We start from the raw sequence: 22,737 nt of genomic DNA, 5'->3' as shown, positions 1-22,737 counted from the left end.
ATCCACGCCATGTGTGGATGAATATCGGGTTCGCGCGCAATCGTGCCGACCAAGGTCGGCACCTACCAAACTGCATTGCGGTAGATCCACGCCATGCGTGGATGAATGTCGGGTTCGCGCACAGTCGAGCAAGCTCGACTCTACCGAATCGTGCCGACCAAGGTCGGCACCCACCGTTATTTGCGCTCCAGCACCAGCAACGGGTCGATGCGGGTGTCGAACCAGTTCATGCCCCAGTGCAGGTGCGGGCCGGTGGCGCGGCCGGTGGCGCCGACCGCCGCAATCACCTGGCCCTGTTCCACACGGTCGCCGACCTTTACGTCGATGCGCGACAGGTGCAGGAAGTTGGAACTGACTCCGAAGCCGTGGTCGAGCAGCAGCGTGCCGCCGGTCAGGTACAGGTCCGGGCCGGCGAAGGTGACGATGCCGGCCGCCGGCGCCTTCACCGGCGTGCCGGTCGGCACCGCGATGTCCATGCCGGAATGGCCGGCACCAGGCTGGCCGTTGTACACGCGTGCGTTGCCGAAGCGGCCGCTGATGCGGCCCTGCACCGGCCAGATGAAGGTCTGGGTGAAGTCGGTGCGGTCGTCATCGCGGGCACGCGCGGCGGTCACCTGCGCCTGTTCGCGCTTGATCCGCTCGGCGATCGCGGGCGGCGGATTGACCGTCTTCGGCGGCACGCCGTTGACCCGCTCGGTCGGCCAGTCGCGCGGCGTCACCGCGATGGTCACCGTTTCGCTGCCGCCGTCGGCGCGCTGCACCTGCACGCGCAACGGGCCCTTTTCGTCGCGGCCGATGCCGAACACCACGCTGCCATAGTTGCTCACCCGCAGCTGGCGGCCGGCGTACTGCACGCGGCTGCCGGCGGGCACCTTGCCGATCACCAGCGCGCCCTGCGATGCGCTGGACGGAAACACCACGCGGCTGTCGATCAGGCTGCCGATGGCATCCTGCGCGCTTGCCGAAGATGTGCAGAGCAGGGGCGCCGCCAGCAGCAGCGCCCCGGTCAGGAGAGCCGCGCGCATCAGCGGTCGTAGGTCATGCGCTGGCCGGCCGGTTCGCCGACCAGCGTGCTGCCGTCCCACACCAGCTGGCCGTTGACCCAGGTCGAGGCCACGCGCGAACGGAAGGTGGTGCCTTCAAACGGCGACCAGCCGCACTTGGACAGCACGTCCTCGCGCTTGACGGTGAACGGCACGTCTTCCACCAGCACCAGGTCGGCGAAGTAGCCTTCGCGCAGGAAGCCACGCTCTTCCACGTCGAACAGCTGGGCCGGCGCATGCGCGAACTTCTGCACCACCTGCTCGCGGGTCAGCTTGCCTTCGTGCACGCGCTCCAGCGCGGCCACCAGCGCGTACTGCACCAGCGGCAGGCCCGACGGCGCCTGCGCGTAGGGCTTCTGCTTCTCTTCCCAGGTGTGCGGGGCGTGGTCGGTGGCCAGCACGTCCAGCACGTCGTCGGCCAGCGCGGCGGTGATCGCTTCGCGGTCGGACACTTCCTTGATCGCCGGGTTGCACTTGATCAGGTTGCCCTTGGTCGCGTAGTCCGGGCGCGCGAAGTGCAGGAAGTGCACGCAGGTTTCGGCGGTGATCTGCTTGCGGCTGCCGTCGGCGCGGATCAGCGGGCCCTTCTCGAACAGCGCCAGCTCGTCGGCGGTGGAGATGTGCAGCACGTGCAGGCGGGTGCCGTGCTTGCGCGCCAGCGACATGGCCAGACGGGTCGACTTGATGCAGGCCTCGCGCGAACGGATGTCCGGGTGCATGTCCGGGGTCAGTGCGTCGCCGTACTTCTCCTGGAACGCCTTGAGGTTGGCATCGATCATCGGCGTGTCTTCGCAGTGCGTGATGATCGGAGTGGGGCACTCGCGGAAGATCGCGTCCAGCGTTTCCGGGTTGTCCACCAGCATGTTGCCGGTGGACGCGCCCATGAACACCTTCACGCCCGGCGCCTTCTTCGGGTCCAGGGCGCGGATCGCGTCGAGGTTGTCATTGCTGGCGCCGTGGTAGAAACCGTAGTTGGCCCAGGCGCGGCCGCGCGCCAGTTCGTACTTGGCTTCCAGGATGGTTGAATCCAGGGTCGGCGGGTTGGTGTTGGGCATGTCCATGAAGCTGGTCAGGCCGCCGGCCACGGCCGCGGCCGATTCGCTGGCGATGTCGCCCTTGTGGGTCAGGCCCGGTTCGCGGAAGTGCACCTGGTCGTCGATCATGCCCGGCAGCAGCCAGCGCCCGGCCGCGTCCACCACCTGTTCGCCGTCGCGCGGGGCCAGCCCGCTGCCGATCTGCGCGATGCGGCCGTTCTCGATGCGCAGGTCGCCGTCGAAGGTGCGGCCTTCATTGACCATGCGGGCATTGGTGATGAGCGTGGAGGACATGTCAGTGTTTTCCTGTGCAACGGCAAGAGGGGGCGTGGGGAGACTCGGGCACTGGATCGAAGCCGCCGGGGTGGAACGGATGGCAGCGTCCCAGCCGGCGCGCGGCCAGCCAGCTGCCGCGCAGCGGACCGTGGCGGGCGATCGCATCCATGGCGTATTCAGAACAGCTGGGCACGAAGCGGCAGCGCGGCCCCAGCAGGGGGCTGATGAAGCGCTTGTAGAAGCGCAGCAGGGCAATGAGCAGGCGCGAGATCACCCAGTCATCTTATGCCAGTTGGCATGAAGGCCGCATTTGTGCAGGATGGGCCGTTGGTCGCATGTCGCCGATGGCCTGCGACCGCTGTCGGCACCGCTGGGTGCCGGCCAGGTTCCGTACCGCGCAAGGCGGTCCGTGTTCGTCGGACCGCGCTTTGGGTGCCTTGGCTCCAGGACTGAATGGAGCAGGGCGCCGAGGTTGCTGCTGCGGGTCGGGTAGGCTATAAAGGCCCGCTTTCCCGGGCCCCGGGGAATCCAAGGAAGAGCGTTTCGTGGCTGCTAAAAAAACTGCAAAGAAGGCCGCAACGGCCGCCAAGAAAACCGCCAAGCCTGTTGTGAAGAAGTTGGCGGCAAAGCCCGTTGCCAGGAAGCCGGCCAGCAAGGCGGTGACCAAGGCAGCGTCCTCGCAACCGGCGGCCAGGAAGGCCACCGCGAAGAAAGCTCCGGTCAAGGCGACCAAGCCGGTGGCAAAGAAGGCCGCCGCACCCGCCAAGGCCAAACCTGCCGCTGCCGGCAAGAAGGCGCCGGTGGTGAAGAAGGCTGCCAGCAAGGCCGCGCCGGTGAAGAAGGCCGCCGCCAAGCCGGTGGTGAAGAAGGCAGCAGCCAAGCCGGCGCCGAAGGCGGTGGTGAAGAAGGCCGCGGCCAAGCCGGTTGCCAAGCCGGCGGCGAAGAAGGTCGCTGCGGCCAAACCGACCGCCACGCCTGCTGCTGTAAAGAACGTTGCCAAGAATGTCGCCGTACCGGCCGCCAAGCCGGCCCCGGCCCCTGTAGTGAAGTCCGCACCGAAGCCTGCTGCCAAGCCGGCTCCGGCCAAGCCTGTCCCGGCCAAGACCGTGGCAGCGGCAGCAGCCCAACCGGCTCCCAAGCCGGCCCCGGTCGCTGCTTCTGCTGCATCGAAGGCCCCGCAATCCAAGAATCCCGTGCCCGTTTCGAAATCGCCTGCCAAAACCGCCGTGAAATCCGATTCCGCCCCGAAGACCGTGTCGCGCCCTGTCGGCAAGGTCGCCGTCGCTGTCGCCGCCCGTTCGGCGGCACCGGCCCCGCGCAGCAAGTACAAGGTGGTCGAGTACAAGACCGACGAGGCCACCGGCCGCCCGATCCTGCCGGCCGGCTACAAGCCGTCCTCGGAAGAGGAATACATGAGCTCGCTGCAGCAGGAGTACTTCCGCCAGCGGCTGCAGAACTGGCGCGCCGATCTGGTGGAAGAGTCCAAGCAGACCATCGAGAACCTGCGCGAGGAAGTACGTGACATCGGCGATGAAGCCGAGCGCGCGACCCGCGAGACCGAGAACTCGCTGGAACTGCGTACCCGCGACCGCTACCGCAAGCTGATCGGCAAGATCGACAGCACCCTCAAGCGCCTGGAAGCCGGCGACTACGGCTACTGCGTGGACACGGGCGAAGAGATCGGCCTGGAGCGCCTGGAAGCGCGCCTGACCGCCGAACGCACCATCGACGCCCAGGAGCGTTGGGAGCACCTGCAGAAACAGCAGGGCGACTGATTCCTGATCGTTGTGTGGTCATGCGAAAAACCCGGCCTCGGCCGGGTTTTTTGTGGGGTGGCTTGGCCCTTTGTAGAGTCGAGCCATGCTCGACTGCTTCTCAGAGGCGCCAGCCGAGCATAGGCTCGGCTCTACAGAAAAGCAGTCGAGCAAGCTCGACTCTACGCGAAGCCGTGTCGCCGCGATCATCAGGAGACCGCAGCGCCGGCACGATCACTGCAGGTCGCGCAGATTCAGTTTCCGCAACGTCGGGTTCTTCCATGCCGTGATGCCGGCCACGCTAAGCACTGCGAATCCGCCCAGTACCACCGCTGGCACCAGACCCAGCAGCTTCGCCATGGTGCCGGCATAGAACGCGCCCAGTTCGTTGGACGAACTGATGAAGATGCCGTTGATCGACGACACCCGTCCACGCATTTCCTCCGGCGTGGCCAACTGCAGGATGGTCGAGCGGATCACCACCGAGACGCCATCGAACGCGCCGTAGAACAGCAGGATCAGTGCCGACAGCCAGAAGTGCTGCGACAGCCCGAAGCCGATCACGCACAGCCCGAACCCGGCCACCGCGCACAGCAGCACGCGGCCGGCATTGCGATGCAATGGATGGCGGGCCAGCCACAGGCCCACGCACACCGAACCCAGCGCCGGCATTGCGCGCAGCACGCCCAGCCCCTCCGGGCCGTGGTGCAGGATCTCGTGCAGGAACGCCGGCAGCATCGCCACCACGCCGCCCAGCAGCACCGAGAACATGTCCAGCGCCATCGCGCCGACCATGATGCGGTTGCCGACCACAAAGCGGGCACCTTCGGCGATGCTCTTGAAGATCGGGGCGGCCGGGCCGGTGTGCACCGGTTCGTCGACCTTCAGCGTGGCCAGGCAGGCCATCGCCACCAGCGCGAAGGCGGTGGCCACCGCATACGACAGGCCCTTGCCGCCGAAGCCGACCAGCACGCCGCCCAGTGCCGGGCCGGCGACCATGCCGGCCTGGAACACCACCGCACCCAGGCCGGCGCCGCGCGCGAACTGGTCGCGGGCCAGCACGCGGGCGAACAGCGCGTTGTAGATGGGCGAGAGGAATGCCCGGACCATGCCGGTCAAGGCGATGGCCGCATAGATCGGCCACACGCCTTCAAAGGGCAGCCCGCCTGTAGCGACGCCGGTCAACACCAGTGCGGTGGCGATCAGCCCGGAACAGGCGGCCATGCCCAGCCGGCGGCGCGGCAGATGGTCGACCAGGTAGCCGGCAAACGGCGCCACGCAGAAGAACGGCAGCACCTCGGCCAGCCCGATCAGGCCCAGCGAGAACGGATTGCGGGTGACTTCGTAGATATGCCAGCCGACGGTGACCGCAACCACCTGGTAGGACAGCATCGCAAAGATGCGGTAGGCCAGCAGCTTGGCGAAACCGGGCCGGGACAGCAGGCCCAGCGCGGTGTCTTCGGCCGTGGCACGCTCGCTCACGGCTGTTCGCGCTGCAGCTGCGCCTGCGCGGTCTCGCGGATGAAGGCCAGCATCGCCGCCACGCCATTGCTGCGGGTGGGCGAGAGGTGGCGGGCCAGGCCGATGTCCTGGATGTAGCTTGGTTCGGTGGCCACGATCTCCTGCGCCGAGCGCCCGGAGTACACGCGCAGGGCCAGGAAGATCAGGCCGGAGACGATGGCCGAATCGCTGATGGCGTGGAAGCGCAGCGACTGCGCGTTGCCTTCGGGCACGATCCAGACCATCGACTGGCAGCCCAGCAGGCGATGCTCCTCGGTCTTCCAGTCTTCCGGGAAGGCCGGCAGCTTGCGGCCGAGGTCGATCAGGTACTGGTAGCGCTCGGACCAGTCGCCGAAGAAGCCGAATTCCTCGGCGATGGCGGCCTGGGCCTCGGCGGCGGTGGGTTCAAGCGGGAACGGGGAGTCGATCACAGCAGTCTCTACAGTGGGGGCGTGGCCGGCGGACCGGCCACGGGGCAGGGCAGGTCAGCCGCGCTTGCGCGACCAGCGCACGCCCTGCGGGGTGTCGTCCAGCACGATGCCTTCAGCGGCCAGCTGGTCGCGGATAGCGTCGGCACGAGCGAAGTCACGCGCCTTCTTGGCCGCAGCGCGTTCGTCGATCAGGCCCTGGATGCGGGCATCATCGCCGTCGTCGCCGGCTGCGGTACCGAACCACTGCGCCGGATCGGCCTGCAGCAGGCCCAGGGCCAGGCCCGCGCCCAACAGCTCGCCCTTCAGGCGCGCCTGCTCGGCCGGGTCGGTGGCGCGGCGTGCATCGGCGGCGATGCGGGCCACTTCGGCCAGCGCCTGCGGGGTGTTCAGGTCGTCGTCCAGGGTCGCTTCGACGCTGGCCGGGATGACCGCCGCGGCCTCGATCGACGCCAGTTCGCGCAGGGTGCCGTACAGGCGGTCCAGGGTACGCACCGACTGCTCGATCAGGCCGTCGGTCCAGTCCAGCGGCTGCCGGTAATGGGCCGACAGCAGGGCCAGGCGCAGCGCTTCGGGCGGGTGCTGGCGCACCAGGTCGTGCACGCGCTCGATGTTGCCCAGCGACTTGCTCATCTTGGCGCCGCCGAAGTTGAGCATGCCGTTGTGCAGCCAGAAGCGGGCGAAGATCCTGCCGCCGTGGGCGCATTCGCTCTGCGCGATCTCGTTCTCGTGGTGCGGGAACTGCAGGTCGACGCCGCCGGCGTGGATGTCGATGGTCTCGCCCAGATGCGCGGCGGCCATCGCCGAGCACTCGATGTGCCAGCCCGGACGACCACGGCCCCACGGCGATTCCCAGCCGGGCAGGTCGTCGGTGGAGGGCTTCCACAGCACGAAGTCGCCCGGGTCGCGCTTGTACGGGGCGACATCAACGCGGGCGCCGGCCAGCATCTCTTCCGGATCGCGGCGCGAGAGCTTGCCGTAGCCATCGAAGCTGGCCACCGCAAACAGCACGTGGCCCTCGGCGGCGTAGGCGTGGCCGCTGCCGATCAGCTGCTCGATCATGGTGATGATCTGCGGCATGTGCGCGGTCACTTCCGGCTCGATGTCCGGCGGCGCCACGCCCAGCGCGGCCATGTCTTCACGGTAGGCCGCAGCGAAGCGGTCGGTGATGGTGCTGATCGGCACGCCCTGTTCGCGCGCGGCCGTGTTGATCTTGTCGTCCACGTCGGTGATGTTGCGGGCGTAGCGCAGGGCACCGAAACGCCGCCGCAGCAGATCGGCCAGCACCCCGAACACCACCGGGCCACGGGCGTTGCCGATGTGCACGTAGTTGTAGACCGTCGGGCCGCACACATACAGCGTCGGACAGGCCGGGTCGAGCGGGGTGAACGGTTCGAGCTGGCGAGTCAGGTTGTTGTGCAGGCGCAGGGTCATGGGGCTGTGGCTGGGGGACAAGCCTTCGATTTTAGAACGTGTCGAGCCCCTTTGGGGCGCCCGTTGCCACCGGTGGACGCCGCGCCCGCCCAGGGTGGGGTGGGCAGGAGCGGCGTGGACGGGTAATGTTCAGCCCCTTGTGCTCGTCACTGCCTACACTATTGCCGTGTCCTTGCTCCCGTCGCCAATGAAATCCACCGCGTTGCTGACCCTGGCCTGCCTGTCGGCGCTGCCCGCCGTGGCCCTGGCGCAGGAGGCCGAGCCCCGCAACCGGGTGGTGATCGTGGAGAACGTGAAGTTCGACTATGCCCAGGTGCTGAACGTGGAGCCGGTGTTCCAGACGCTGCGCGCGACCCGTACCGAGGAGCATTGCGAGCCGGTATCGACCCGCACCCTGGCCCCGGTCAACGTCACCGGTGAAGAGCCGGTGGAGGACAAGGGGCGGATTGGCCGTTTCTGGGATTCGGTGCGCTCGATGTTCAAGCGCAGCGACGAGGAGGCGACCGAAGAGGCCGCCACCGAGACCCCGGCCCCGGCCCCGGCCAACAATGGGCCGATGCTGACCCGTGACTGCCGCATCGTGCCGGTGGGGCGTGAATTCCGCCGTCCCATCGCCTATGACGTGGACTACGTCTACAAGGGCACCAAGTACCGCTCGCGGCTGCCGGAAGACCCCGGCAACCGGCTCAAGATCCGGGTTTCGATCACCCCGTGGGTCGGCCCCGAGCAGGGCACCGCCAGCAATCCCTGATTCCGGGACTGCTGCCCCTTGCGCCGGCTCCGGCCGCATGCAAAGATTGCCGGCCATGAAGCTCACCGACTTCCAGCACGACAGCAGCGCAGCCCGACAGGCGTCGGGCATGACCTCGCGTGCGCGTCGACCGGAACCCCACATCCTCGCTGGGTAACCGGAGCTTTTTGCTGTTCGTCCGAAAAAAACCCAGCCCGCCGGCTGGGTTTTTTCGTTTACGCGTTCTGAAAGCTGCAACTGCAACCTTTTCGATCCACCTTTGGTTCCTGCTTTTCCCTTCCACCGCGCCGGACCCGGCGCCGCTACGCAAGGAAAACCGATGTCCCCCAAGCACTTCCTGAACACCCAGGACTGGAGCCGCAGCGATCTCGACGCGCTGCTGACCCAGGCCGCGCTGTTCAAGCGCAACAAGCTCGGCGACCAGCTCAAGGGCAAGTCGATCGCGCTGGTGTTCTTCAACCCGTCCATGCGCACCCGCACCAGCTTCGAGCTGGGTGCGTCCCAGCTCGGTGCCCACGCGGTGGTGCTGCAGCCGGGCAAGGATGCGTGGCCGATCGAGTTCAATCTCGGCACGGTGATGGATGGCGATACCGAAGAACACATTGCTGAGGTGGCCAAGGTGCTGGGCCGTTACTGCGACATCATCGCGGTGCGTGCGTTCCCGAAGTTCCAGGATTGGGCCTACGACCGCCAGGACATCGTCCTCAACAGCTTCGCCAAGTACTCGCCGGTGCCGGTCATCAACATGGAGACCATCACCCACCCGTGCCAGGAGCTGGCGCACGTGATGGCCCTGCAGGAGCACTTCGGCACCCAGGACCTGCGCGGCAAGAAGTACGTGCTGACCTGGACCTACCACCCCAAGCCGCTGAATACCGCTGTGGCCAACTCGGCGCTGACCATCGCCACCCGCATGGGCATGGACGTGACCCTGCTGTGCCCGACCGCCGACTACATCCTCGACGACCGCTACATGGGCTGGGCCGAGCAGAACGTGGCCGAGAGCGGCGGTTCGCTGAAGATCAGCCATGACATCGACAGCGCCTACGCGGGCGCCGATGTGGTCTACGCCAAGAGCTGGGGCGCGCTGCCGTTCTTCGGCAACTGGGAGCCGGAAAAGCCGATCCGCGACCAGTTCAAGCACTTCATCGTGGACGAGCGGAAGATGGCGCTGACCAACAACGGCGTGTTCAGCCACTGCCTGCCGCTGCGCCGCAACGTGAAGGCCACCGACGGCGTGATGGATTCGCCGCAGTGCATTGCCATCAACGAAGCCGAGAACCGACTGCACGTGCAGAAGGCGATCATGGCCGCCGTTGCCGGGCGCTGAATCACACACGGGGTGGGGCCGACCGTTGGTCGGCTGCTCCCGTACCGGTGCATCCAACATCTCAGCCGACCAGCGGTCGGCTCTACCGAAATCTCATCCCCAAGTGGACCTGACCCCCATGAGCAACAAAGACGTCGTTCTCGCCTTCTCCGGCGGCCTGGATACCAGCTTCTGCGTGCCGTACCTGCAGGAGCGCGGCTACAACGTGCACACCGTGTTCGCCGACACCGGCGGCGTGGATGATGAAGAACGCGATTTCATCGAGAAGCGCGCCGCCGAGCTGGGTGTGACCAGCCACGTCACCGTCAACGGCGGCCCGGCCATCTGGGAAGGCTTCGTCAAGCCGTTCGTGTGGGCCGGCGAAGGCTACCAGGGCCAGTACCCGCTGCTGGTCTCGGACCGCTACCTGATCGTCGATGCCGCGCTGAAGCGTGCCGCCGAACTGGGCACCAACATCATCGCCCACGGCTGCACCGGCATGGGCAACGACCAGGTCCGCTTCGACCTGGCGGTGAAGGCACTGGGCGACTACCAGATCATCGCGCCAATCCGCGAGATCCAGAAGGAACACACCCAGACCCGCGCCTACGAGCAGAAGTACCTGGAAGAGCGCGGCTTCGGCGTGCGCGCCAAGCAGCAGGCCTACACCATCAACGAGAACCTGCTGGGCGTGACCATGTCCGGTGGCGAGATCGACCGTTGGGAAGCCCCGGGCGAGGGCGCGCGTGGCTGGTGCTCGCCGCGCAGCGAGTGGCCGGAACAGGCGCTGACGGTCACCTTGAAGTTCGTTGAAGGTGAAGCGGTTGAACTGAACGGCAAGGCGCTGCCGGGCGACCAGATCCTGGCCCAGCTCAACAAGCTGTTCGCCCCGTACGGCGTCGGCCGTGGCGTCTACACCGGCGACACCGTGATCGGCCTGAAGGGCCGCATCGTGTTCGAAGCGCCGGGCCTGGTGTCGCTGCTGGCCGCGCACCGCGCGCTGGAAGATGCCGTGCTGACCAAGCAGCAGAACCGCTTCAAGCCGGACGTGGCGCGCAAGTGGGTGGAGCTGGTGTACGAAGGCTTCTACCACGACCCGCTGAAGACCGACATCGAAGCCTTCCTGAAGTCCTCGCAGGCCAAGGTCAACGGTGAAGTGGTACTGGAAACCCGCGGTGGCCGCGTCGATGCAGTGGCGGTGAAGTCGCCGCACCTGCTCAACACCAAGGGTGCCACCTACGCGCAGTCGGCCGACTGGGGTGTGGAAGAGGCCGAGGGCTTCATCAAGCTGTTCGGCATGAGCTCCACTGTCTATGCGCAGGTCAATCGCGGTTGACCTGTGACGGGGGTGCCGGCCGCTGGCCGGCTCGTGGCACGGCTGGATCATTGCGGAGCCGGCCAGCGGCCGGCACTACCGATTTCGAACCCTACGGATATTCAGACACATGCTTGAACAGACGCTCGATCACCTGCAGGCGCTGGTGTCCTTCGACACCCGCAACCCGCCGCGTGCGATCACCACCGGCGGCATCTTCGATTACCTGCGCGACAACCTGCCCGGGTTCAACGTCGAGGTGATCGACCATGGTGCCGGTGCGGTCAGCCTGTACGCCGTGCGTGGTACGCCGAAGTACCTGTTCAACGTGCACCTGGACACGGTGCCGGACTCGCCGCACTGGAGTGCCGACCCGCACGTGATGCGGCGCCTGGATGACCGCGTGGTCGGTCTGGGCGTGTGTGACATCAAGGGCGCGGCCGCTGCACTGGTGGCTGCGGCCAATGCCAGCGATGGCGATGCCGCGTTCCTGTTCTCCAGCGACGAGGAAGCCAACGACCCGCGCTGCATCGCCGCGTTCCTGGCCCGTGGCATTCCGTACGAAGCGGTGCTGGTGGCCGAGCCGACCATGAGCGAAGCGGTGCTGGCGCACCGTGGCATCAGCTCGGTGCTGATGCAGTTCGCCGGCCGTGCCGGGCATGCCTCGGGCAAGCAGGATGCCGCCGCCAGCGCGCTGCACCAGGCGATGCGCTGGGGCAACCGCGCGCTCGACCATGTGGAATCGCTGGCTTCGGCGCGCTTTGGCGGGCTGACCGGCCTGCGCTTCAACATCGGCCGCGTCGAAGGTGGCATCAAGGCCAACATGATCGCGCCGGCCGCCGAAGTGCGCTTCGGTTTCCGCCCGCTGCCGTCGATGGATATCGACGCACTGCTGGCCACCTTCGCCGGTTTCGCCGAACCGCAGGCGGCCGTGTTCACCGAAACCTTCCGTGGCCCCAGCCTGCCGGCCGGTGACATCGCCGAGGCCGAGAACCGCCGCCTGCTGGCGCGTGACGTGGCCGATGCGCTGGAGCTGCCGATCGGCAACGCGGTGGACTTCTGGACCGAGGCCTCGCTGTTCTCGGCCGGTGGCTACACCACGCTGGTGTTCGGCCCGGGCGACATCGCCCAGGCCCATACCGCCGATGAGTTCGTGACGCTGGACCAGCTGCAGCGCTACACCGACGCCGTGCATCGCATCATCGCCGCCGGCGCCTGATTCTTCCCTTTCCGACGAAACCGAAATGTCTCCTGCCCTCCAGCCCCACCGCCAGACCCGCCAGACCATCGTGCGCCTGCTTTCCAGCATGGCCAGCGCGAAGGAGATCAGCCAGTACCTCAAGCGCTTCTCGCAGCTGGACGCCAAGCGCTTCGCCGTGGTCAAGGTCGGCGGCGCGGTGCTGCGCGACGATCTCGACGCGCTGACCTCCTCGCTGTCGTTCCTGCAGGAAGTCGGGCTGACCCCGATCGTGCTGCACGGCGCCGGCCCGCAGCTGGATGCCGAGCTGTCGGCGGCCGGCATCGAGAAGCAGACCGTCAACGGCCTGCGCGTGACCTCACCGCAAGCGCTGGCGATCGTGCGCCGGGTGTTCCAGCAGTCCAACCTGCGCCTGGTCGAGGCGCTGCAGCAGAACGGCGCGCGCGCCACTTCGATCACCGGTGGCGTGTTCGAGGCCGAGTACCTGGACGTGGATACCTACGGCCTGGTCGGCGAAGTGAAGAAGGTCAACCTGGCGCCGATCGAGGCCAGCCTGCGTGCCGGCTCGATCCCGGTGATCACCAGCCTGGGCGAGACCGCCGGCGGCCAGATCCTCAACGTCAACGCCGACTTCGCCGCCAACGAGCTGGTGCAGGAACTGCAGCCGTACAAGATCATCTTCCTGACCGGCACCGGCGGCCTGCTGGACGAGGCCGGCAACGTGATCGATTCGATCAACCTGTCCACCGAGTACGACCACCTGATCGCGCAGCCGTGGATCCACGGCGGCATGAAGGTGAAGATCGAACAGATCAAGGATCTGCTCGATCGCCTGCCGCTGGAATCGTCGGTGTCGATCACCCGGCCGGCCGACCTGGCCAAGGAACTGTTCACCCACAAGGGCTCGGGCACGCTGGTGCGCAAGGGCGAGAAGGTACTGCGTGCCACCGCCTGGAACGAACTGGACCTGCCACGCCTGAAGGGCCTGATCGAATCCAGCTTCGGCCGCACCCTGGTGCCGGACTACTTCGAGAAGACCAGGCTGCTGCGCGCCTATGTCAGCGAGAACTACCGCACCGCGGTGATCCTCACCGACGAGGCCGAAGGCGTGTACCTGGACAAGTTCGCCGTGCTCGACGATGCGCAGGGCGAAGGCCTGGGCCGCGCAGTGTGGAACGTGATGCTGGAGGAAACCCCGCAGCTGTTCTGGCGCTCGCGCCACGGCAACCCGATCAACCATTTCTACTACGCCGAATCCGATGGCTGCTACAAGCAGGACCATTGGAAGGTGTTCTGGTACGGCGCCGATGGCATCGACCGCATCCGCACCTATGTCGATCACTGCGCCCAGCGCGCGCCGAGCCTGCAGGGCTGAGCGATGAACAACCCGGACGCCTGGAACCTGGTACCCACCCTGCGTGGCCAGCACGTGTCGTTGCAGCCGTTGCAGGATGAGCACGTGCCCGGCCTGCGTGCTGCGCTGGAGGGCAGCGGGCTGGACCAGCTCTGGTACACCCAGGTGCCGACGCCGGAGCGCACCGAGGCCTATGTGCAGGCCGCGCTGCAGGCGCAGGCCGAAGGCAAGGTGCTGCCGTTCGTGATCCGTGATGCGGCCGGTGACATCGTCGGCAGCACCCGTTTCTACGATCTGGATGCCAGCGTGCCCAGACTCAGCCTCGGCTACACCTGGTACGCGCCGCGCGTACAGCGCACCGGCGCCAACACCGAAGCCAAGCTGTTGCTGCTGCAGCACGCCTTCGAGGTGCTGGGCTGCATCAGCGTGGTGCTGGAAACCAGCTGGTTCAACGCCACTTCGCGCACCGCCATTGCCCGTCTCGGCGCCAAGCAGGATGGCGTGCTGCGCAACCACAAGCGGCATGCCGACGGCACGCCGCGCGACACCGTCATCTTCTCCATCATCGATGCGGAATGGCAGGGCGTGAAGCGCCACCTGCAGTACCGCCTGGACAGTCACGCATGAACGATTCGACTTTCACCCTGGGCATCGTCGGTGCCCGCGGCCATACCGGCGCCGAGCTGATCAAGCTGGTGGCCGCGCACCCGCGCCTGGAACTGGCCTTTGTGTCCTCGCGCGAGCGCGCCGGGCAGCGCCTGGCCGATCACCATCCGGAATTCCAGGGTGAGCTGCGGTACGAGAACCTGGACGCCGATGCCGTGGCGGCCAAGGGCGTGGATGCGGTGATCCTGGCCCTGCCCAATGGCCTGGCCGCCCCGTTCGTGGCCGCGCTGGAAGCGGCCAAGCCGGACACCGTCATCGTCGACCTGTCGGCCGATTACCGCTTCGACCACAGCTGGTATTACGGCCTGCCGGAACTGACCCGCGGCCGCTACAACGGCCAGAAGCACATCAGCAATCCGGGCTGCTATGCCACCGCGATGCAGCTGGCGGTGCATCCGCTGCTGGACCTGCTGGCCGGTCCGCCGCAGTGCTTTGGTGTGTCCGGTTACTCCGGCGCCGGCACCACGCCATCGGACAAGAACAATGTTGAACTGCTGGCCGACAACCTGATGCCGTATGCGCTGACCAACCACGTGCATGAGCGCGAGGTGTCGGTGCAGCTGGGCGTGGCCGTCGAGTTCATGCCGCACGTCGCGCCGCACTTCCGTGGCATCACGCTGACCGCGAACCTGTGGCTGAACCGTGCGCAGACCCGCGAACAGATCGTCGAACGCTACCAGCAGGCCTATGCCGGCGAACCGCTGATCGAGGTGGTGGACGAAGCGCCGTGGGTCAGCCGCATCGCCGGCCACCATGGCGCCCAGGTCGGTGGCTTCACCCTGGCCCCGGGCGGCAAGCGGGTGGTGGTGGTGGCGACCCTGGACAACCTGCTCAAGGGCGCGGCCACCCAGGCCATGCAGAACCTCAATCTCGCGCTGGGCATCGACGAACTGACGTCGATCCCGCACTGAACACGTATTTCGGAGCCCCCATGGCAGACCTTCTTTGGCAGAAGCCCGGCGTCGCTGTCGACGCCCAGATCCAGACCTTCCTCGCCGGCGACGACGTGATCCTCGACCGCGAGTTCTTCCTGCACGACATCGCCGCCAGCGCCGCGCATGCGCAGGGCCTGCAGCACATCGGCATCCTCAGTGCCGACGAGCTGGCTGGACTGCTGCGCGAACTGGAGGTGCTGGCGCAGGACTTCCGCGACGGCCGCTTCGTGCTGGACACGCAGTACGAAGATGGTCACTCGGCCATCGAAGCCCGCCTTACCGAGCGCCTCGGCGATGCCGGCCGCAAGATCCACACCGGCCGCAGCCGCAACGACCAGATCCTGGTGGCCACCCGCCTGTGGCTGAAAGAGAAGCTGCAGCGCGTGGCGCAGGTCAGTACCGACGTGGCCAAGGTTGCACTGGACCGTGCGCAGGCCGAGAAGGATCTGCCGATTCCCGGTTATACCCACATCCAGCGTGCCGTGGTGTCCTCGGCCGGGATGTGGTGGGCCGGTTGGGCCGAAGCCTTCATCGACAACGCCATCCGCGCGCGCGACACCCATGCACTGGTGGATGCCAATCCGCTCGGCACGGCCGCCGGCTACGGCGTGAACCTGCCGCTGGACCGTGAGCACACCACCGCCGCGCTCGGCTTCGCGCGCATGCAGATCTCGCCGATCTATGCGCAGCTGTCGCGCGGCAAGTTCGAGCTGGCTGCGCTGGAAGCGCTCGGTGGTGCCACGCTGGACCTGCGCCGCATCGCCTGGGACCTGTCGCTGTTCACCAGCGCCGAGTTCGGCTTTGTTGCGTTGCCGGCGCAGTACACCACCGGCAGCTCGATCATGCCCAACAAGCGCAACCCGGATGTGATCGAGCTGATGCGTGCCACCCACGCCAGCGTGGCCGCTGCGCGCACCGAGATCGAGCAGCTGCTGTCGCTGCCGTCGGGCTATCACCGCGACCTGCAGTCGTCCAAGGGTGCCATCTTCCACGGTTTCGGCCGTGGCCTGGCCGCGCTGGAGCTGCTGCCGGCGCTGCTGGCCAATCTGGAATGGCGCGATGACAAACTGCGCGCGGCCATCGACTCGGGCATGTATGCCACCGATGTGGCGGTGGAAGCGGCCGTGGCCGGTGTGCCGTTCCGCGAGGCCTACAAGGCCGCGGCGGCCGGTGCCGACAGTGCAGGGCAGGGGCGCACGCCGGAGGGCAGTCTGGCCGCACGCGTGTCGCCGGGCTCGGCGGCCGATCTGCGCCTGGATGAACTGCGCGCACGCTGGCAGGCGCTGTCCTGATGGCGGGCACCGTCTACCTGGTGCTGGCCATGCGCCGGCCTGATTTCAACGCGGCGGCCGTGCAGCCGCACCGCGACTTCCTTGATGCGTTGCAGGCGCAGGGCAAGCTGCAGCTGACCGGCGGCTTCGCTGATGGCAGTGGTGGCGCCTATGTGCTGTGCAACGTGGACAGCCTGGCGCAGGCGCAGGCCATCGTCGCCACCGATCCGCTGGTGACGATGCAGGCCTCCGACCTGACCGTGCACGAATGGAACACCCGCTGAGGCCCTGACTGATGACCCTGCATGCCAGCCACGTTGCTTCGCCGTTCCCGGAACAGGCGCTGCCGCCGTGGCGGCGTGCGGTGCTGAAAGTGGGCAGCAGCCTGCTGGCCGCCGATGGCGGTGGCCTGTCGCCGCGGTATGCGCTGGGCCTGGCCCAGTTTGTCTCGGCCAACGTGCTGGCCGGGCGCGAGGTGGTGATCGTTTCGTCCGGCGCGGTGGCGGCCGGTCGCGCGATCCTGCCGCGTGCCGACGAGCCTGGCGCGGCGATGGCCGCACGCCAGGCTCTGGCAGCGCTGGGCCAGGCGCAGCTGATCGGGCTCTGGCAGCGCTTCTTCGAGCGCCCGGTGGCGCAGGTGCTGCTGACCCACGACGACCTGCGCAACCGCCGCCGTTATCTCAATGCACGCGCCACACTCAGCGAGCTGTTGCGGCTGGGCGCGCTGCCGGTGGTCAACGAGAACGACACCGTGTCGGTGGACGAGCTCAAGCTCGGCGACAACGACAACCTGGCCGCGACGGTGGCCGCGCTGGTCGATGCCGATGCGCTGTTCATCGCTACCGACATCGATGGGCTGTACAGCGCCGACCCGCGCAGCGTGGCCGACGCACGGCCGCTGCACGATGTGGCAGAGCTGAGTGATGAGGTGCTGGCGATGGCCGGCGGCGCGGGCTCGCGCGCTGGCACCGGTGGCATGCGCACCAAGCTGGAGGCGGCGGCGAAGGCCGGTCGCCTCGGCATCGAAACCTATCTGTTCAACGGCCGCAGTGGCGAGGTGGTACGCGCGCTGGCACAGGATCGCCTGTTCGGTACCCGCATCCATGCCGCACGCAGCCGCGAAGCGGCCCGCAAGCACTGGCTGCGCCACGCACCGCTGGCCGAAGGCGCGATCCTGATCGATGCCGGTGCGGCACAGGCGATGCGCGAGAAGGGCGCCTCGCTGCTGCCCGGCGGCATCACCGGTGCGGAGGGGACGTTCCGCCGTGGCGACATGGTGCAGGTGTGCTGGGACGCACCGCAGGGGCGGGTGTGCATCGCCCGTGGCGTCAGCCAGTACGCGGCCGATGACGTGCGCCGCATCGCAGGCCGCCATTCGCGCGACATCCAGGCCGTGCTCGGCTACAACTACGGTGGCAGTGTCGTCCATCGCGACGACCTGGTGCTGCCATGACCGGTTTGAAGGATATTCCGATGAGCGACATCCAAGCGCAGGCGCGGGCCTGCCGTGACGCGGCCCAGGTGGTTGCCGGCCTCGACAGTGATTCCCGGCGCGCGCTGCTGCTGGGCATGGCACAGGCGCTGGAAGTGAACGCCGGGTTGATCCTGGCTGGCAACGCACGCGATCTGGCGGCGGCGCGCGACAAGGGTGTGGGCAGTGCCATGCTCGATCGCCTGGCACTGGACCCGCCGCGCCTGTTCGCGATGGCCGAGGCCGTGCGCGAAGTGGCTGGGCTGCCCAATCCGGTCGGTCAGGTGACCCGCGATGACGTGCGTCCGAACGGCATCCGCGTGCAGAAGGTGCGCGTGCCGTTGGGCGTGATCGCGATGATCTACGAGGCGCGCCCGAACGTGACCGCCGAAGCGGCGGCGCTGTGCCTGAAGGCCGGCAATGGCGTGATCCTGCGCGGCGGTTCCGAAGCGATCCATTCCAACACCGCCATCGCCCACGCGCTGGCCGGTGCCTTGCAGGCCAACGGCGTACCGCCGGCGGCGGTGACCGTGCTGACCGACCTGCGCCGCGAAGCCATGCTGGAGCTGCTGCAGCTGCACGAACTGATCGACCTGGCGATTCCGCGCGGCGGCGAAGGCCTGATCCGTTTCGTTGCCGAGCATGCGCGGGTGCCGGTGATCAAGCACTACAAGGGCGTCTGCCACCTGTTCGTCGATGCCAGTGCCGATGCCGGCAAGGCCCTGGATCTGCTGGTGGATGGCAAGTGCAGTCGTCCTGCGGCCTGCAATTCGCTGGAAACGTTGCTGGTGCACCGTGACATCGCCGGGTCGTTCCTGCCGCGCGTGGCGCAGGCGCTCGGCGAGCGCGGCGTGCAGCTGCGTGCCGATGCGGATGCCCAGCCCCTGTTGCCGGGCAGCACGCTGGCCACCGAAGACGACTACGCTGCCGAGTTCCTTGATCTGGTGCTGGCGGTGCGCGTGGTCGATGATCTGGATGCAGCCATCGCGCACATCCGTACGTACACCTCCGACCATACCGAAGTGATCGCCACTGAAGACAGCGGCAACGCCGAGCGCTTCGTCAATGCGCTGCGCTCGGCGGTGGTGATGGTCAATGCATCGTCGCGCTTCTCCGACGGTGGCCAGCTGGGACTCGGCAGCGAGATCGGCATTTCCACCACGCGCCTGCATGCGTACGGGCCGATGGGGCTGGAAGCGCTCACCGTCGAACGCTTTGTGGTGCGCGGCGACGGGCAGACCCGCCGCTGAGCGCCGGCTGCGCCAGTATCACTGGTTGCTTCTGGTAGCTGCCGACCTTGGTCGGCGCACAAGTCTCCTGCCGACCAAGGTCGGCAGCTACCAAAGCAAACGCCGACCAAGGTCGGCACCCACTGGGCTGTCCGGCTACACCACTTCGCGGCGGATGCCGGCCGGACGGGCGTGCTCGTCCATGTGCAGCGTCGCGGCCTTGCACTGGGCCAGGCGCTCGGCCAGGCCGGTACTGGCGCCCAGGTCCGCGGCCACCTCGTTGAGGCTGGCCAGCGGCCGCGGCAGTCGCCGGTCCCGCCCGCGGAAGCGCGCACGGTTGTACTCGGCCCAGCTGATCAGCAGCACACTGGCGCACAACAGCATCACCGGCAACGCCACCAGCACGTAGGGGTCGAACTGGTTCTGCCGCTCATACAGCTGCTGCCATGCCATCTGGCCGCCGACCAGCCACGACACCAGCGTCACCAGGGGTGCCCACAGGTAGAAGTAGAAGCCCCAGAACGCCAGGGTGACAAATCCCCAGGCTGTGCGCTGGAACCGCGGCTGGCGGTGTGGCTTGCGGATCATCCGCGAATCGAATCGGTTGGACGGGTGCTGTGCGTTCATCGTATTCCCCGATCAGGGCTGGTCCAGGTGGCGCGCTTGCGACGGCGTCGCAGCAGCGTCTTCGGCAACGCCACCAGGGTGGTGGAAAGGCTGATCAGCCAGTACGCCATCGGGTACCAGATGACCCAGAAGTAGTTGCGTCCAATCTGTGTTTCGTAACGCCGGTCGATGATCAGACTGCTGGCGAACTGCAGCAGGCAGACCAGCGCCAGGATCACGCCATGCCATTGGGGAAGCAGGCTGGCGATGTACAGCTGGGGCGGCATCGGGAAGAACTTGCCCAGCACCCACAGCACGACGATGAACAGCATCGTGTAGGCCCAGATCACGCTCAGTACGTACTCCAGCAGCACGCCCCACATCCGGCGCTCGCGCCAGTTCAGCAGAGAGCGGGCGTGGCGAAGCATGACTTCCACGCCGCCCTGCGCCCAGCGCAGGCGCTGCCGCCACAATCCCTTCAGTGTTTCCGGCATCAGGATGAAGCACAGGGCGTTGGGCTCGTAACGAATGTCCCAGTGCCCGCGCTGCAGGCGCCAGCTGATGTCGATGTCTTCGGTCACCATGTCGTCCGACCACCAGCCCACCTGGTGCAATGCGGTGCGACGGAAGCCGGCAATCACCCCGGAAATGGTGAAGATGCGCCCGTACACGCGCTGCGCCCGCTTGATCATGCCGATGATGGAGGAGAACTCGGCCACCTGCAGGCGGCCCAGCAGGGTGGAGCGGTTGCGGATGCGCGGATTGCCGGTGACCGCGCCGACCCGGTTGCCGCTGACCAGGTGCCAGACCATCCAGTGCAGTGCGTGTTCCTCCAGCATGGCATCGCCGTCGATGCACACCAGGTACTCCGAACGCGCCGCCAGCGCGCCCATGCGCAACGCGTTGGCCTTGCCCAGATTGCGGTCCAGGTGCAGCACGCGCAGCCGCGGGTGCTGGGCCGCCAGCGCGTCCAGGCGCGCACCGGTGTCGTCACTGCTGCCGTCATCGATGGCGATCACCTCGTAATCGGTCGGGTAGCGCTGGTTGAGCGCTGCGCCGAGGGTGTCGTCAAGATTCTCCGATTCGTTGTGGCAGGGAATCAGCAGGGTCGCAAATGGCGGATCGACCATCAGCGGTGGGTCGCTGCGTGGGCGCGAATGGCGTTCGCGGCGGTAGTAGTAGTACAGGCCGCCGGACATCCAGAAGAACGCCATCACCATCGGGTAGTAGAAGGCGAACTGGAACAGGATCAGCAGCAACGGATGCATGTCCACGTCACTTCTCCGGATACGGGAAGTTGCCGGCGGACATGGCCGCACGGGCATCGTGGGTGGAGGGCTGGTCGGCGATGAAGTCATCCGGGTACCAGGCGAAGTGGTGCACACCCTGTGCCTGCAGCTGGCGGATCTGCGCGCGCAGGCGGTCGGCGGGAATCGGCTGGCCCGTGCGCCAGTCGACGGTCTGCAGCTCGAACAGCGTGTGCTGCAGTTGTGGATCGTGGCGGCGTACGGCGGCCAGCAGCTGGTCAAGCCAGCGTTCCGGATGCTTGCTGCCCTCCATCCACGGCATCGCCATCAGCGCGGTCTGGTCGTAGGCCTTGTTGAACAGGTCCAGGCGTTGCGCGAACCAGGCTTCGCTCTGCGGGCGCAGCACCGGTTCGGCATACAGGTTGCGCACGGTGGCCAGTTTCGGCCGCCAGCGTTGCGCGCGGTCGCGCAGGGCCAGGGTGAAGTCGATCAGCGCCTGGGTGCGCGCGCTGCCATCGCTCCCCGCCGGCAGCGACGGCAGCTCGGTGTCGCGCAGGTAGCCATCGTCGTGGAACAGCAGGCCTTCGAAGTAGGAATTGACCGCCAGGTCCTCGTAGAGGTCGAGCATGATCTGGCGCGCCTTCGGGTTGGTGAAGTCCAGCCGGTACATGCCATCGGCATCGCCGTTGTGGATGGCCAATGCCTTGCGCTGCACCGGGTCGGGCAGTTCGAAGCCCAGCACCGGCAACCACGCATACACCTTCACCCCTGCGCGGGATTTCAGCTGCCAGGCCACGCGGCTGAACAGGTCCGCGCGCATCGGCATGTGGCGATTGGGGAAGTACAGCGCATCGGCGGTGTTGTTGCCGTCGGCGTCGGCGAAGGCCTGCAGGTAGACGTGGGTGGGTGCGATGCGCTTGACCCGTTCGATCAGTGCGTCGAGGTTGCGCGCCTGCTGCGCCGGGTTGGGGTCATACACATCATCCAGGTCGATCTGCAGGGCGCGGATGCCATCGAGTGCCGCGTCGCGGCGCAGTTCGAATGCCAGTCCTTCCACGGTCGGGTTGTCGCTGACCAGGAAACGCGCCAGGCCGTGCAGGTCACGGGTGACCGGTGTGCTGCGCCCCTCCAGGTCGAACGACACCGGCATGCCCAGCTGCTCGGCGATGTCGTTGCTCAGCTGGTTGTAGGCCGCGTATGGCCACACGATCGCGCGGGGGCGTACGCCAAGGTGCTGCTCGATCCGCTGCGCACTGCGGGTCAGGTCGGCGCGCAGGCGCTGCTCGTACTGCGTCTCGGTCTCATAGCTGCGCGTGGAAGGCGAGTAGACCCGGGTCACGACGGCCGGAGTGGAGTTTCCCTGCGGATTGGCAAGCACGCCATGGTGCAGGTTGTCGGTATGGCTGGCCACTTCGATCAGGCCGCTGTCATGCATCTGCTTCAGCTGCGCCCAGGTGAGGAAATCGTCGTGGCCGAACGGGCGGTAGCCGTAGTCGATGGTGCGCCCCGGCGCCATGTCCATGTAGTCGGTGATCACCGCCACCAGGGCCGGGTAGCGATAGGCCTGCAGCAGCGGGAACGCCTTGTCGTAGACACTGCGCAGGCCGTCATCGAAGGTCAGCAGCACCGGCTGCGGTGGCAGCGTGGCGCGGCCCTGCGAAGCATCGATCACCTGCGACAGCGACACCGGGTGGTAGCCATGCGCCCCCAGCCAGTCCAGGTGTGCGGCGAAGTTCTGCGTGCTTACCGCGTAGGTATCGGCATCGCCCTTGGCGGCCACCTGGTCGCGGATATCGTGGTAGCTGAGGATCAGCAGCCCGTTGTCGGCCGCATCGAGATGCGCGGCCTGTTGTGCCAGTGCGGTCGGTGCGGTGCTGAACAACAGCAGCAGGATCAGTCGCAGGATGCGGGCCATG

General features: G+C 67.2%; 21 protein-coding genes. 12 read left to right on the top strand and 9 right to left on the bottom strand.

What is annotated here, in order from left to right; genetic code table 11:
• Positions 1–176 precede the first annotated feature (176 nt).
• The 3 genes from C9412_RS07110 to yidD are packed head-to-tail and all read right to left on the bottom strand — an operon-like array spanning position 177 to position 2,627.
• Complete coding sequence (locus C9412_RS07110; protein ID WP_181358711.1) at positions 177–1,025, bottom strand: M23 family metallopeptidase; 849 nt, start codon at positions 1,023–1,025, stop codon at positions 177–179.
• Entirely contained in the window at positions 1,025–2,371 is a 1,347-nt protein-coding gene (locus C9412_RS07105; protein WP_107230994.1) for a dihydroorotase, read from the bottom strand. Before C9412_RS07105 ends, C9412_RS07110 begins: the two co-directional genes overlap by 1 nt.
• Position 2,372: 1 nt before the next feature.
• The gene (gene yidD, locus C9412_RS07100; protein ID WP_107230993.1) at positions 2,373–2,627 is read right to left on the bottom strand and encodes a membrane protein insertion efficiency factor YidD; all 255 of its coding nucleotides are present in this window, start codon (positions 2,625–2,627) and stop codon (positions 2,373–2,375) included.
• Between the two features lie 271 nt (positions 2,628–2,898).
• On the opposite strand from yidD, the gene dksA reads away from it, so the two are divergent.
• A complete protein-coding gene (dksA, locus tag C9412_RS07095) occupies positions 2,899–4,128 on the top strand; it encodes an RNA polymerase-binding protein DksA (protein WP_107230992.1) in 1,230 nt (409 codons plus the stop codon).
• Between the two features lie 213 nt (positions 4,129–4,341).
• Here dksA and C9412_RS07090 read toward each other — a convergent pair whose 3' ends face one another.
• The 3 genes from C9412_RS07090 to cysS are packed head-to-tail and all read right to left on the bottom strand — an operon-like array spanning position 4,342 to position 7,469.
• The gene (locus C9412_RS07090; RefSeq protein ID WP_107230991.1) at positions 4,342–5,589 is read right to left on the bottom strand and encodes an MFS transporter; all 1,248 of its coding nucleotides are present in this window, start codon (positions 5,587–5,589) and stop codon (positions 4,342–4,344) included.
• Positions 5,586–6,038, bottom strand: coding sequence for a SufE family protein (locus C9412_RS07085; protein ID WP_107230990.1), 453 nt, complete (start codon positions 6,036–6,038; stop codon positions 5,586–5,588). Before C9412_RS07085 ends, C9412_RS07090 begins: the two co-directional genes overlap by 4 nt.
• Positions 6,039–6,092: 54 nt before the next feature.
• The gene (cysS, locus tag C9412_RS07080) at positions 6,093–7,469 is read right to left on the bottom strand and encodes a cysteine--tRNA ligase (protein WP_107230989.1); all 1,377 of its coding nucleotides are present in this window, start codon (positions 7,467–7,469) and stop codon (positions 6,093–6,095) included.
• Between the two features lie 187 nt (positions 7,470–7,656).
• Here cysS and C9412_RS07075 point away from each other — a divergent pair, with 187 nt between their 5' ends.
• The 11 genes from C9412_RS07075 (at position 7,657) to C9412_RS07025 (ending at position 18,989) form a co-directional block, all read left to right on the top strand.
• Entirely contained in the window at positions 7,657–8,220 is a 564-nt protein-coding gene (locus tag C9412_RS07075) for a hypothetical protein (protein WP_107230988.1), read from the top strand.
• A gap of 319 nt (positions 8,221–8,539) precedes the next feature.
• On the top strand, positions 8,540–9,550 hold the full coding sequence (locus tag C9412_RS07070) for an N-acetylornithine carbamoyltransferase (RefSeq protein WP_107230987.1): 1,011 nt from the start codon (positions 8,540–8,542) through the stop codon (positions 9,548–9,550).
• A 118-nt stretch (positions 9,551–9,668) separates the two neighbouring features.
• A complete protein-coding gene (locus C9412_RS07065; protein ID WP_053450318.1) occupies positions 9,669–10,865 on the top strand; it encodes an argininosuccinate synthase in 1,197 nt (398 codons plus the stop codon).
• Between the two features lie 109 nt (positions 10,866–10,974).
• Positions 10,975–12,063, top strand: coding sequence for an acetylornithine deacetylase (locus C9412_RS07060; protein ID WP_107230986.1), 1,089 nt, complete (start codon positions 10,975–10,977; stop codon positions 12,061–12,063).
• Between the two features lie 25 nt (positions 12,064–12,088).
• Complete coding sequence (locus C9412_RS07055; protein WP_107230985.1) at positions 12,089–13,417, top strand: acetylglutamate kinase; 1,329 nt, start codon at positions 12,089–12,091, stop codon at positions 13,415–13,417.
• Between the two features lie 3 nt (positions 13,418–13,420).
• Complete coding sequence (locus C9412_RS07050) at positions 13,421–14,023, top strand: GNAT family protein (RefSeq protein ID WP_107230984.1); 603 nt, start codon at positions 13,421–13,423, stop codon at positions 14,021–14,023.
• Entirely contained in the window at positions 14,020–14,973 is a 954-nt protein-coding gene (gene argC, locus C9412_RS07045; protein ID WP_107230983.1) for an N-acetyl-gamma-glutamyl-phosphate reductase, read from the top strand. Before C9412_RS07050 ends, argC begins: the two co-directional genes overlap by 4 nt.
• Before the next feature lie 20 nt (positions 14,974–14,993).
• Entirely contained in the window at positions 14,994–16,289 is a 1,296-nt protein-coding gene (gene argH / locus C9412_RS07040) for an argininosuccinate lyase (RefSeq protein WP_107230982.1), read from the top strand.
• Complete coding sequence (locus C9412_RS07035; RefSeq protein WP_103281852.1) at positions 16,289–16,552, top strand: YciI family protein; 264 nt, start codon at positions 16,289–16,291, stop codon at positions 16,550–16,552. Before argH ends, C9412_RS07035 begins: the two co-directional genes overlap by 1 nt.
• A gap of 11 nt (positions 16,553–16,563) precedes the next feature.
• Positions 16,564–17,721, top strand: coding sequence for a glutamate 5-kinase (gene proB / locus C9412_RS07030; RefSeq protein ID WP_107230981.1), 1,158 nt, complete (start codon positions 16,564–16,566; stop codon positions 17,719–17,721).
• Positions 17,718–18,989: a glutamate-5-semialdehyde dehydrogenase gene (locus C9412_RS07025; protein ID WP_107230980.1), complete on the top strand. Its 1,272-nt coding sequence runs from the start codon at positions 17,718–17,720 to the stop codon at positions 18,987–18,989. Before proB ends, C9412_RS07025 begins: the two co-directional genes overlap by 4 nt.
• A 135-nt stretch (positions 18,990–19,124) precedes the next feature.
• On the opposite strand, the gene pgaD is transcribed toward C9412_RS07025, so the two are convergent.
• The 3 genes from pgaD to pgaB are packed head-to-tail and all read right to left on the bottom strand — an operon-like array spanning position 19,125 to position 22,736.
• Positions 19,125–19,595, bottom strand: coding sequence for a poly-beta-1,6-N-acetyl-D-glucosamine biosynthesis protein PgaD (gene pgaD, locus C9412_RS07020; RefSeq protein WP_107230979.1), 471 nt, complete (start codon positions 19,593–19,595; stop codon positions 19,125–19,127).
• Complete coding sequence (pgaC, locus tag C9412_RS07015) at positions 19,592–20,842, bottom strand: poly-beta-1,6-N-acetyl-D-glucosamine synthase (protein WP_181358716.1); 1,251 nt, start codon at positions 20,840–20,842, stop codon at positions 19,592–19,594. Before pgaC ends, pgaD begins: the two co-directional genes overlap by 4 nt.
• 7 nt (positions 20,843–20,849) lie before the next feature.
• Positions 20,850–22,736: a poly-beta-1,6-N-acetyl-D-glucosamine N-deacetylase PgaB gene (gene pgaB / locus C9412_RS07010; RefSeq protein ID WP_107230977.1), complete on the bottom strand. Its 1,887-nt coding sequence runs from the start codon at positions 22,734–22,736 to the stop codon at positions 20,850–20,852.
• Between the last annotated feature and the right edge of the window lies 1 nt (position 22,737).

Origin of the sequence: Stenotrophomonas sp. Nf1 (assembly GCF_003028475.1) — a bacterium.
GTDB lineage: Bacteria > Pseudomonadota > Gammaproteobacteria > Xanthomonadales > Xanthomonadaceae > Stenotrophomonas.
This window is presented reverse-complemented; position numbering and strand designations above follow the sequence as displayed.

Bases quoted from the DNA above. Each gene is read 5' to 3' on its own strand.
- C9412_RS07110 (WP_181358711.1), bottom strand. From the start codon at position 1,025: ATGCGCGCGGCTCTCCTGACCGGGGCGCTGCTGCTGGCGGCGCCCCTG.
- C9412_RS07105 (WP_107230994.1), bottom strand. From the start codon at position 2,371: ATGTCCTCCACGCTCATCACCAATGCCCGCATGGTCAATGAAGGCCGC.
- cysS (WP_107230989.1), bottom strand. From the start codon at position 7,469: ATGACCCTGCGCCTGCACAACAACCTGACTCGCCAGCTCGAACCGTTC.
- C9412_RS07075 (WP_107230988.1), top strand. From the start codon at position 7,657: ATGAAATCCACCGCGTTGCTGACCCTGGCCTGCCTGTCGGCGCTGCCC.
- C9412_RS07070 (WP_107230987.1), top strand. From the start codon at position 8,540: ATGTCCCCCAAGCACTTCCTGAACACCCAGGACTGGAGCCGCAGCGAT.
- C9412_RS07065 (WP_053450318.1), top strand. From the start codon at position 9,669: ATGAGCAACAAAGACGTCGTTCTCGCCTTCTCCGGCGGCCTGGATACC.
- C9412_RS07060 (WP_107230986.1), top strand. From the start codon at position 10,975: ATGCTTGAACAGACGCTCGATCACCTGCAGGCGCTGGTGTCCTTCGAC.
- C9412_RS07055 (WP_107230985.1), top strand. From the start codon at position 12,089: ATGTCTCCTGCCCTCCAGCCCCACCGCCAGACCCGCCAGACCATCGTG.
- C9412_RS07050 (WP_107230984.1), top strand. From the start codon at position 13,421: ATGAACAACCCGGACGCCTGGAACCTGGTACCCACCCTGCGTGGCCAG.
- argC (WP_107230983.1), top strand. From the start codon at position 14,020: ATGAACGATTCGACTTTCACCCTGGGCATCGTCGGTGCCCGCGGCCAT.
- argH (WP_107230982.1), top strand. From the start codon at position 14,994: ATGGCAGACCTTCTTTGGCAGAAGCCCGGCGTCGCTGTCGACGCCCAG.
- C9412_RS07035 (WP_103281852.1), top strand. From the start codon at position 16,289: ATGGCGGGCACCGTCTACCTGGTGCTGGCCATGCGCCGGCCTGATTTC.
- proB (WP_107230981.1), top strand. From the start codon at position 16,564: ATGACCCTGCATGCCAGCCACGTTGCTTCGCCGTTCCCGGAACAGGCG.
- C9412_RS07025 (WP_107230980.1), top strand. From the start codon at position 17,718: ATGACCGGTTTGAAGGATATTCCGATGAGCGACATCCAAGCGCAGGCG.
- pgaD (WP_107230979.1), bottom strand. From the start codon at position 19,595: ATGAACGCACAGCACCCGTCCAACCGATTCGATTCGCGGATGATCCGC.
- pgaC (WP_181358716.1), bottom strand. From the start codon at position 20,842: ATGCATCCGTTGCTGCTGATCCTGTTCCAGTTCGCCTTCTACTACCCG.
- pgaB (WP_107230977.1), bottom strand. From the start codon at position 22,736: ATGGCCCGCATCCTGCGACTGATCCTGCTGCTGTTGTTCAGCACCGCA.